This window comes from Luteococcus sp., assembly GCF_043424415.1.
Classification (GTDB): Bacteria; Actinomycetota; Actinomycetes; order Propionibacteriales; family Propionibacteriaceae; genus Luteococcus.
Genome location: NZ_JBHWOO010000206.1, coordinates 1 through 9,902 on the forward strand (window position 1 = coordinate 1; position 9,902 = coordinate 9,902).

Annotated in this window: 10 protein-coding genes; 2 read left to right on the forward strand and 8 right to left on the reverse strand. The window is 67.6% G+C overall.

The window, feature by feature from the left end:
* Positions 1-45: 45 nt before the first annotated feature.
* Complete coding sequence (locus ACHFFZ_RS11885; RefSeq protein ID WP_394276825.1) at positions 46-723, reverse strand: response regulator; 678 nt, start codon at positions 721-723, stop codon at positions 46-48.
* Complete coding sequence (locus ACHFFZ_RS11890) at positions 720-1,910, reverse strand: sensor histidine kinase (RefSeq protein WP_394276826.1); 1,191 nt, start codon at positions 1,908-1,910, stop codon at positions 720-722. The genes ACHFFZ_RS11885 and ACHFFZ_RS11890 overlap by 4 nt, the downstream gene beginning before the upstream one ends.
* Positions 1,911-2,115: 205 nt before the next feature.
* On the opposite strand from ACHFFZ_RS11890, the gene phoU reads away from it, so the two are divergent.
* A complete protein-coding gene (gene phoU / locus ACHFFZ_RS11895) occupies positions 2,116-2,781 on the forward strand; it encodes a phosphate signaling complex protein PhoU (RefSeq protein WP_394276827.1) in 666 nt (221 codons plus the stop codon).
* A 140-nt stretch (positions 2,782-2,921) separates the two neighbouring features.
* On the opposite strand, the gene ACHFFZ_RS11900 is transcribed toward phoU, so the two are convergent.
* Entirely contained in the window at positions 2,922-3,671 is a 750-nt protein-coding gene (locus ACHFFZ_RS11900; RefSeq protein WP_394276828.1) for a phosphoglyceromutase, read from the reverse strand.
* 74 nt (positions 3,672-3,745) lie between these two features.
* Here ACHFFZ_RS11900 and ACHFFZ_RS11905 point away from each other — a divergent pair, with 74 nt between their 5' ends.
* Positions 3,746-4,555, forward strand: coding sequence for an SDR family NAD(P)-dependent oxidoreductase (locus tag ACHFFZ_RS11905; protein WP_394276829.1), 810 nt, complete (start codon positions 3,746-3,748; stop codon positions 4,553-4,555).
* A 3-nt stretch (positions 4,556-4,558) separates the two neighbouring features.
* Here ACHFFZ_RS11905 and ACHFFZ_RS11910 read toward each other — a convergent pair whose 3' ends face one another.
* The 5 genes from ACHFFZ_RS11910 to ACHFFZ_RS11930 form a co-directional block, all read right to left on the reverse strand.
* Positions 4,559-5,446, reverse strand: a complete 888-nt coding sequence (locus ACHFFZ_RS11910; RefSeq protein WP_394276830.1) for a carbonic anhydrase — start codon at positions 5,444-5,446, stop codon at positions 4,559-4,561.
* Positions 5,447-5,975: 529 nt separating this feature from the next.
* Positions 5,976-6,335, reverse strand: a complete 360-nt coding sequence (locus ACHFFZ_RS11915) for a biotin/lipoyl-containing protein (protein WP_394276831.1) — start codon at positions 6,333-6,335, stop codon at positions 5,976-5,978.
* Positions 6,336-6,360: 25 nt separating this feature from the next.
* Positions 6,361-6,615 (reverse strand): hypothetical protein, encoded by a 255-nt coding sequence (locus ACHFFZ_RS11920; RefSeq protein WP_394276832.1) that lies wholly within the window; start codon positions 6,613-6,615, stop codon positions 6,361-6,363.
* 15 nt (positions 6,616-6,630) lie between these two features.
* Positions 6,631-8,181, reverse strand: coding sequence for an acyl-CoA carboxylase subunit beta (locus ACHFFZ_RS11925; protein ID WP_394276833.1), 1,551 nt, complete (start codon positions 8,179-8,181; stop codon positions 6,631-6,633).
* A 21-nt stretch (positions 8,182-8,202) separates the two neighbouring features.
* Positions 8,203-9,699 (reverse strand): methylmalonyl-CoA carboxytransferase subunit 5S, encoded by a 1,497-nt coding sequence (locus tag ACHFFZ_RS11930; protein WP_394276834.1) that lies wholly within the window; start codon positions 9,697-9,699, stop codon positions 8,203-8,205.
* Between the last annotated feature and the right edge of the window lie 203 nt (positions 9,700-9,902).

Below are 9,902 nucleotides of genomic sequence, written 5' to 3' on the forward strand. Positions count from 1 at the left end.
AGGTTCACCCATCGACGGGTGAGGAGGCGACGTCGTCCTAAGGCCTCAGCCCTCGAACTTGTATCCCAAACCCCGCACGGTCACCAGCAGCACCGGATTGGACGGGTCGCTCTCGATCTTGGCGCGCAGCCGCTTGACGTGGACGTCGAGGGTCTTGGTGTCCCCCACGTAGTCGGCGCCCCAGACCCGGTCGATCAGCTGGCCACGGGTCATCACCCGGCCGGAATTGCGCAGCAGCAGCTCCAGCAGCTCGAACTCCTTGAGCGCCAGGCGGATCGGCTCACCGTCGACGGTCACCTCGTGGCGCTCGACGTCCATCCTCACACCGCGGGCCTCGATCAGCTCGGGCAGCAGCTCCTGGTCACTGCCGCGGCGCAGCACCGCACGGATCCGTGCCACCAGCTCGCGGTGGCTGAAGGGCTTGGTCACGTAGTCGTCGGCCCCCAATTCCAGGCCCACCACCTTGTCGATCTCCGCATCGCGGGCGGTCACCATGATGATGGGCACATTGCTGCGGGTGCGCAGCTGGCGGCAGGCCTCGGTGCCGGGCATGCCCGGCATCATCAGGTCCAGCAGCACGATGTCGGCGCCGGTGCGCTCGAACTCCGCGACACCGGCGGCGCCGTCGGGCGCCTCGGAGACCTCGAAGCCCTCCTTGCGGAGCATGAAGCCGGTGGCCTCCCGGTAGGACTCCTCGTCCTCGATGATCAACACACGAGTCATGACTGCCTTTCGGGCCGATTGTTGGTGGTTGCTGGGTGGTCCAGGAGCGCCTCGTCGAGCACGGGCAGGCGCAGGGTGAAGGTGGATCCCTGACCGAGTCGACTCCACACGTCGACCGAACCGCCGTGGACGGCCGCGATGTGCTTGACGATGCTCAGGCCGAGCCCGGTGCCGCCGTTCTCGCGGCTGCGGCCGTAGTCGACGCGGTAGAAGCGCTCGAAGATGCGTTGTTGGTCCTCGACGCTGATGCCGATGCCATTGTCGGCGACGCTCACCTCGACGAAGTGGTCGCCCCCGTCGTCGACCAGGCTGGTGGTCACCGAGACGCGGGCCCGTTGGTCGGAGTAGATGATCGCATTGGTCACCAGGTTGGCGACGGCGTCGACGATCTGGCGGCGGTCCCCCAGCACTGCGACATCCTCGTCGCCGGTGCGCACCAGGTTCACCTCGCGCTTGGCCGACAACTCCGCGGAGCGGGCCAGGGCGTCACCGATGACCTGCGACAGCTGCAGCGGCTCTGCCCGAAGCATCGGGTCGTCGGCCTGCAGCCGCGACAGGTCGATGATCTGGGCGACCAGCTCGGACAGTCGCGAGGACTCGCGTTGCATCCGCGCAGCGAAGCGCACCACCGCCTCCGGTTCGTCGGCCGCCTGCTCGATGGCTTCCGAGAGCAGGGCGATCGCGCCGATGGGGGTCTTGAGCTCGTGACCGACATTGGCGACGAAGTCGCGGCGCGTCTCGTCGACCCGCAGCAGCGGCGTGCGGTCCTCCGAGAGCACCAGCACCGTCTGCTCCCCCAGTGGGGCCACCCTGACGTTCAGGTGCAGCGAGGGGGCGCCGATCCCCCGGGAGACCTCGGTGTCAAAGATCCGCGGTTCCTGCTCCCGGCGCACTTCCCGGATGGCGTCGAGGACCTGGGGGACCAGCACTCGGCTGGCCCGGCACAGCCCGTGGGAGCGGGCTTGCGGATTGCTGTGCAGCACCTCGTCATGGGGCCCCATCACCATCGCCGCGGAGCGCAGCAGGCCGATCACCTCCACCACCTGCGGTTCCAGCTGGGTGGGCTGTGTGGGCTGGGGCTGCTTGACCTCGGCGAGCTGGCGCTGGCTGCGCACCACCATCACCGTACCCAGCACTGCCAGCAGGGCTCCCACCACCGCTCCGCCCACAGCCGACAAGATCGCCATCACGCCTCCAGCATATGGCCCCCACCACGGGCGATACCCCCGCCGGGGGGCTCCCTGGGACCGAGCGTTCCCCCACAGTTCACCTGCCGGACACCCCCGTGCCGCTCGCCGTCCCCCACCAGTCCCTAGCCTCATCACGACGTCTGTGCCCCCGAAATGGCAGGATGTCTGCCAGGACCCTCGTTCCAGATCAGGAAGGCCCCCAATGCGCGAGACGTACCGCGAAGAACTCGATGATGTCACCAACAAGCTGGTGAGCATGAGCAGCAATGTGCGCACCGCCGTGCGGGATGCCACCGAGGCCCTGCTCCAGGCTGACCTGCGCATGGCGGAGCGGGTGATCGCCGACGACGCCCGCCTGGACGCCATGCACGAGGAGATCGAGGAACAGTGCTTCCAGCTCCTGGCCCGCCAGGCGCCCGTGGCCGGTGAGCTGCGCATCGTCGTCTCGGCCATGCGGATGATCTTCGAGCTGGCCCGCATGGGCGACCTGGCTGCCCACGTCGCCAAGATCGCCCGGCTGCGCTACCCCGAGCATGCGGTGCCCGAGGCCCTGGTGGCGAACTTCGCCCGCATGTCCGAGGTGGCCGACATGATGGTGGGCCAGGCGGGACGCACCCTGGCCGAGCGCGATGTGGCCGAGGCCACCAAGCTGGCCGCGAAGGACGAGGAGATGGACCAGCTGCGCCGCGAGCAGTTCAAGGTCCTGCTGGCCGACGACTGGCAGTACGGCGTCGAGGCCGCCGTGGATGCCGCCCTGCTGGGTCGCTACTACGAGCGCATCGCCGACCACGCCGTCTCCATGGGCCGCCGCATCATCTACGTCATCACCGGCGACGTGCCCGAGGGCGACGAGTGGCCGGTCGCCTGATCCTGTCCGGCACCTGATCCGGGCACACTGGTCGCATCCGACCACGCTGGCCGCCCACCCGACGACAGGAGGGGCTCGCACCATGTGGCGCGAGCCCCTCCTGTCTGTCCGGCCCCGTGAGGAGACCATTCAGGCCATGATCACTTCTTGCCCTGGTTCTTGACCGCCTCGATGGAAGCCTTCGCGGCCTCGGGGTCCAGGTACTTGCCACCCTTGGTGACGGGGGTGAAGTCCTCGTCGAGCTCGTAGTACAGCGGGATGCCGGTGGGGATGTTCAGCCCGGCGATGTCCTCGTCGCTGATGCCGTCGAGGTGCTTGACCAGCGCGCGCAGCGAGTTGCCGTGGGCGGTGACCAGCACGGTCCTGCCGGCAGCCAGGTCGGGCTTGATGTTGCTCTCCCAGTACGGGAGCATGCGGCCCACGACATCCTTGAGGCACTCGGTCTGCGGACGCTCCGACTCGGGGATGTCGGCATAGCGCGGGTCGTTGAACTGCGAGTACTCGGCGTCCTTGTCCAGCACGGGCGGCGGGGTGTCGTAGCTGCGGCGCCAGGCCATGAACTGCTCCTCGCCGTACTTCGACAGCGTCTCGGCCTTGTCCAGGCCCTGCAGCCCGCCGTAGTGGCGCTCGTTGAGCCGCCAGCTGCGCTCCACCGGGATCCAGTGGCGGTCACAGCCGTCGAGGGCCAGGTAGGCGGTGTGGATGGCGCGGCGCAGCAGCGAGGTGTGCAGCTTCTCGGGCAGCAGGCCCTCGGCCTTGAGCAGCTCGGCGGCCTTCTTGGCTTCGCCGACGCCCTTCTCGTTGATGTCGACGTCCACCCAGCCGGTGAACAGGTTCTTCTGGTTCCATTCACTCTCGCCGTGGCGGAGCAGGATCAGCTTGTAGGTCATGGGTCGATCCTATCGGCGCCCGCCCCCGTGCGAGAAGGCTGGCCCGGGACCGTCGAGGATGACAGGATCGAGCCATGAACGATCAGCTTCCCACCACTTCTCCCTTCGACGGCGAGCCGGCCGAGCACCGCGGACAGCGCGCGCTGGTCACCGGCGCCAGCTCCGGCATCGGGGCCGCCACCGCACGCCGCCTGGCCCACGAGGGCTACGAGGTCGTCCTCGTGGCCCGGCGCCGCGAACGCCTCGTCGCGCTCGCCGAGGAGATCGGTGAGTGGTCCAAGGCCCCGGTCAGCATCGAACAGTGCGACATCACCGATCCCGAGCAGGTCACCAGCCTGCGTACCGCTGTCGGGGGTGGGCTGCACCTGCTGGTGAACAATGCCGGCGGGGCCGTGGGCCAGGAGCCCCTGGCCGAGGCCGACTTCGAGGCCTGGGAGACGATGTTCGCCAGCAATGTCTTCGGCACTGCGCGGGTCACCCAGGCACTGCTGCCCGCCCTGGAGGCCGCCCACGGCACCATCGTCTTCGTCACCTCCACCGCAGCCGAGGCCCCCTACGAGGGCGGTGCGGGCTACTGCGGCGCCAAGTCGGCCGAGCGGGCGATGGTGGGATCCCTGCGCCTGGAGATCGTGGACCGTCCCGTGCGGGTGTGTGAGGTCTCCCCCGGCATGGTGCACACCGAGGAGTTCAGCCTCACCCGCTTCCACGGTGACCAGGCCAAGGCGGATGCCGTCTATGCCGGGGTTGCCGAGCCGCTGGTGGCCGACGACATCGCAGACTGCATCACCTGGATGGCCACCCGGCCCACGCACGTCAACATCGATCGTCTCGTCGTGCGTCCGCGGGCCCAGGCGGCCAACCACAAGGTGCACCGGGAGGGCTGAGGATCAGGGCGTCTCGTCCTGTTCTAGTTCCCGGCCATTGAGGGGCTGGGCAGGACGGGCGTTCTCGCCGGCGAGCTTCTCCAGCCGCTCAAGGTCCTTGGCGGCGAGGGTGACCGGCTCGTCGAGCAGCACCCACTGCACTCCCTCGGTGCACGGCGGCGTGGTGAGCGAACCCTCGTAGGCACTGTGCGCCAGGTCCGAGGGCATCATGCCCCGCAGGTCCACCTGGCCACCGGGACGGGTCACGCCGGGGGATTCCGGCAGCTGGCCCGAGAGCCACGACCATGCCTGCGGGCTGCTCTCGCCCGAGGTGATCAGCACCCCGAGCACCAGCAGCCTGCCCTTGGCATCGGAGTGGACCAGGTGCAGTTCACCGTCTGCGGGCTTGGAACCCACCAGGTGCTCGCTGGGGGTGTGCAGGTGGAACTGCACCAGCTTGTACTGCTGGCCACCCCGCACGAGCGTCTGGGGCTGGGCCACGGTGGCCTGCAGGGCGTGGCCGGTGTTCTCCAGCACCATCTGGCCCCCGGCATAGTCCAGCGACAGCGAGGGCAGGTCCTCTGCCTTCTGGCGGACGAGGTCCACCGGGGACTGCTTCGTTCCGGTGGCGCAGGTCTCCCACGCCGGGTTCAGGCTGCCCCAGTGCGCGGGCCCATGCGCGCCCTCATAGGCGAACTCGTGGGCCGCCGACGCCGACCCCGATGCAGAGGGGGTGGCCGGTGAGGAGGCCGCGGCGGACGGTGTCGGTGTGGCCGTGGCGACCGGGGCACCCAAGCTGGGGCTGGCGGCCTCCTGGGGAGCTGATGCCGGGGCGCAGCCCGCCATCGAGGTGGCGAGACCCACCAGCAGCAGGCCGGTCACGGGGGAGGACAAGAAGGGGATCCTGGACATCACTTCTCCATTGGAAAGAACCGAGTGGGGATGCCCCATTTCTAAGCTGCAAAGGGTTTTTGGTCAAGCCAGGGGCCCCTCGCCCTCTGGTGCCCACACCTGCGGGGCGCTGGTCGACCCGTGGAATGCGGCAGGGGCGGGGCCTGATGGCCTCGCCCCGCCGCTTGCATTTCGTGGCCACCCCGGAGGGCAGCCACTACATCCCCCACTTGGATGTAGAACCCCAACCTCCGCAACCGGTGTTGGTTGACTAGAACGTACGTCATAGAAAGTCGGATTGGACGCTTGTGCGGAAGTGGTTCAGCAGGCCCTCAGGAAACTCTTCCCCGGCGACCCCGGGAGCAATCAGACGTCTTCCCCCATTGGCATTGCCGCCACACCCGCTCCGATGGCAGTCGGCACTCCGCCGGTCGTGCGGTACCGGACGGGCGATGCTCGCCAGACGGCCCTGGAGGCCTCCAGGACGTCCAGACACGCAACAGGGGCACCCCGCGCGGGCTGGGGTGCCCCTGTTGCGGGCTGCACGTGCTCAGGCGAGCTCGATCAGGGCCTGTCCACCCTGCACGGCATCGCCCGCGGCAACGAGGATCTGGCCGACCGTGCCGTCGGCCGGCGCGGTGATCTCGGTCTCCATCTTCATGGCCTCCAGCACCACCAGAACCTGTCCGGCGGTAATGGCGTCGCCCTCCTTCACCTGGATGCGGGCCACGGAACCGGCCAGCGGGGCGACGACGGCATTGGAGCTCGCCGCCGGCATCTTGGCGGTCTGCGGGGCCGCGGAGCCACCCCCACCACCAATCACGATCTGGCCGAGCTGGGGCTTCTGCTCCTCCTCGACCTCGACATCGATCACGTATTCCTGACCGTTGACGGTCACCTTCAGCTTCATGTGATTCTCTCTCGGTTGGTCGCGGTCACTTGACCTGGCGGTTGTGGAGGCGCCCGCGAGACTCGTGGGACCAGCTCTGGCTGCTGCGCAGACGAACGGCCTTGACCTTCGCCTTGTGCCCCAGGAAGGCTGCGACGGCCGCCGAAATGGCCACCATCACGTCCTCGGGAATCTTTTGGTTGGCCTTCAGGTCGGCCACCTCGCCCTCCAGCGCCGTGAGGCGCTCGGAGAGCTCGGTGACCAGCGCCTGGAGGTCAGCAGTGCTGACATCGGTTGGCATGTGTGCTTCCCCCGATCAGGCCGGCTCGAGGCCGTGCTTCTTGGCCGGACGCAGCTGGCGCTTGGTGGCCAGGACCTCCAGCGTGAGGGCGATCTGGCGACGGGTGTCGGCCGGGTCGATGATGTCGTCCACCTGGCCACGGGCGGCGGCCATGTACGGCGTGGAGAAGGTCTCGCGGTACTCCTCGACCAGCTCCTTGCGGCGGGCCTCGGGATCCTCGGCCTCGGCGATCTCACGACGGAAGACGACCGCGGCAGCGCCCTCGGCACCCATCACGGCGATCTCGGCGCTCGGCCAGGCGAAGACCTTGTCGGCACCCAGGTCCTTGGAACACATGGCCAGGTAGGAGCCGCCATAGGCCTTGCGCATCACCACGGTGATCTTCGGGACCGTGGCCGCGGAGTAGGCGTACAGCATCTTCGCGCCGTGACGGATGATGCCGCCACGCTCCTGGGCCACACCCGGCAGGAAGCCGGGCACGTCCACCAGGTTCACCACGGGGATGTTGAAGGCATTGCAGAAGCGGATGAAGGTGCTGCCCTTGTCGGAGCTGTCGATGTCGAGCACGCCCGACATCACCGACGGGTTGTTGGCGATGAAGCCGACCGTGCGCCCCACCACGCGACCGAAGCCGACCACGAGGTTCTGGGCCCAGCCGGCGCGCACCTCGAGGAAGTCACCGCGGTCGACGATCTCGCGGATCACCTCGCGCACGTCATAGCCCTTGTTGCCCTCGTCGGGGACGATCTTGCGCAGCTTCTCGTTGGGCTCCACGTTCTCGTCGGGATCGACGATCGGGGCGTCCTCGGCATTGTTCTGCGGCAGGAAGCTGAGCAGCTTCTTGGCGATCAGGATCGCCTGCTCGTCGTCGTCGGCCACGAAGGAGACCACGCCGGAGGCCATCTGGGCATCGGCGCCGCCCAGCTCGTCCTGCGTGACGTCCTCACCCGTGACCTGCTTGATCACACCGGGGCCCGTGATGAACATGTGGGCCTTGCGGGTCTGGATGATGAAGTCGGTCAGGGCCGGGCTGTAGACCGCGCCACCGGCACAGGGGCCGGCGATGATCGAGATCTGCGGCACGACGCCCGAGAGCAGGACGTTCTGGTAGAAGACCTTGCCGTAGCCCGACAGCGAGTCGATGCCCTCCTGGACACGGGCACCACCCGAGTCGTTGATGAAGACGAAGGGCGTGCCCGTGCTCAGCGAGCGATTGAGCGCCTCGGCGACCTTGGTGTTGTGCACCTCACCGGCCGACCCACCGGCGACGGTGAAGTCCTGGCTGGCGAAGTGGATGGGACGGCCCAGGACCGCGCCGGCGCCGGTGACGACACCATCGGCGGGCATGTCCGCCTTGTCCATGCCGAAGAAGGTGGTGCGGTTCTTGCGGAAGGCACCGTCCTCCAGCAGGGTGCCCTCGTCGAGGAGGGCGTCCACGCGCTCGCGGGCGGTCATCGCGCCCTTGGCGTGCTGCTTCTCGATCCGCTTCTCGCCACCGCCGGCCTGGACGCGTGCGCGTTCGGCCTCCAGGTGTTCGAGGCGGTCTGCCATTGTGTGCTTAGCCATGTCTGTGTGCTCCTTGCGCGATCAGGCCGGCTCGACCTTGACGCTGTGCGAGCGCCCGTCGAAGGTGACGTTGTACTGGATGGGGCCGCTGATGGCCTTCGCCTTGCCGGCGGCCACGTCGGCCTCCTGCTTCAGCTGGGCCTCGGTCTTGCCGACATTCTTCGGCCCGTCCTGACGGGAGGCGAAGAACTTCGGCGCCACACCGGGGAACATCGCGTTGGTGAGGACGTCCTCCTCGGTCCCGTTGAAACCGGGCAGGGCCTGGGCATCGGACTCGAGCTTCTCCCACTCGGGCTCCAGCAGGTCTGCGGGACGCTGGGTGATCGGCTCCTTCTTGGTCTGCGCCTTGGCGAGCTCGATGACCTCCTCGTTGCGCTCGCCGATGCACTCGCCGTAGTAGCCGAGCATCAGGTCGGCGAACTCGCCGGTCATCACCTTGTAGCGACCCATCAGGACGTTGAAGACGGCCTGGGTGCCGACGATCTGGCTCGACGGGGTGACCAGCGGCGGGTAGCCGGCGTCCTTCTTGACCAGCGGAACCTCCTCCATGACCTCCTTGATGCGGTCGCCCGCACCCTGGGCCTTGAGCTGGCTCTCCATGTTGGACAGCATGCCGCCGGGGATCTGGCTGCGGAAGATGTCGGTGTCGACGAGGGTGGCCGACTCGAACTCCTTGTACTTCGGACGGATCTTCGAGAAGTGATCGCGGATCTTGATCAGCCGGTCCATGTCGAGGTCGGTGGTGTACTCGGTGCCCTCGAGCATCTCGACGAGGCTCTCGGTGGGGTTGTGGCCCGGGCCGAGCGACATCGAGCTGATGGCGGTGTCGACGACGTCGGCGCCGGCCTCGATGGCCTTCATCAGGGTCACCAGGGTGACGCCGGTGGTGGAGTGGCAGTGGACGTTGATCTGGGTGTCCTCGCCGTAGGTCTCCTTGATGCCCCGGATGATGTCATAGGCGGGCTGCGGCTTGAGCAGGGCGGCCATGTCCTTGAAGGCGATGGAGTCGGCGCCCATGTCCAGCAGCTGGCCGGCCAGCTTCACGTAGCCCTCGGTGGTGTGCAGCGGACTGATCGTGTAGCAGATGGTTCCCTGGGCGTGCTTGCCGGTCTCCTTGACGGCCTGCATGGCCTGGGCCATGTTGCGGGGATCGTTCAGGGCATCGAAGACGCGGAAGACGTCCATGCCGTTCTCGGCGGACTTCTCGACGAACTTCTCGACGACCATGTCCTCGTAGTGACGGTAGCCCAGCAGGTTCTGGCCACGCAGCAGCATCTGCAGCTTGCTGTTGGGCAGCAGCTTGCGGAAGGTGCGCAGACGCTCCCACGGGTCTTCATTGAGGAATCGGATGCAGGAATCGAAGGTGGCACCGCCCCAGCACTCGACGGACCAGTAGCCGGCTGCGTCGATGTCGGCACACGCCTCGACCATGTCTTCCATGGCCATGCGGGTGGCCATCAGGCTCTGATGCGCGTCGCGGAGGGCGACCTCGGTAACGCCAATTTGTCGCGGACTCATGTCTTCATCCTCCCATGTCGAGGGTCTCCGCCCAAGCCCGGGGTCCCCCTTAAGGAGGCCGCCAAAGTCTTCATGTCAAGGCATTATGGAGGTCAGACCACATTTCCGACGGACAAGGCACAATGTCTTGTGAAGAAGATCACAAGATGCCCGCCGGCTCCGGACGGACCGACGGCCGCCCTCCCATACGGGGAGGGCAGTGA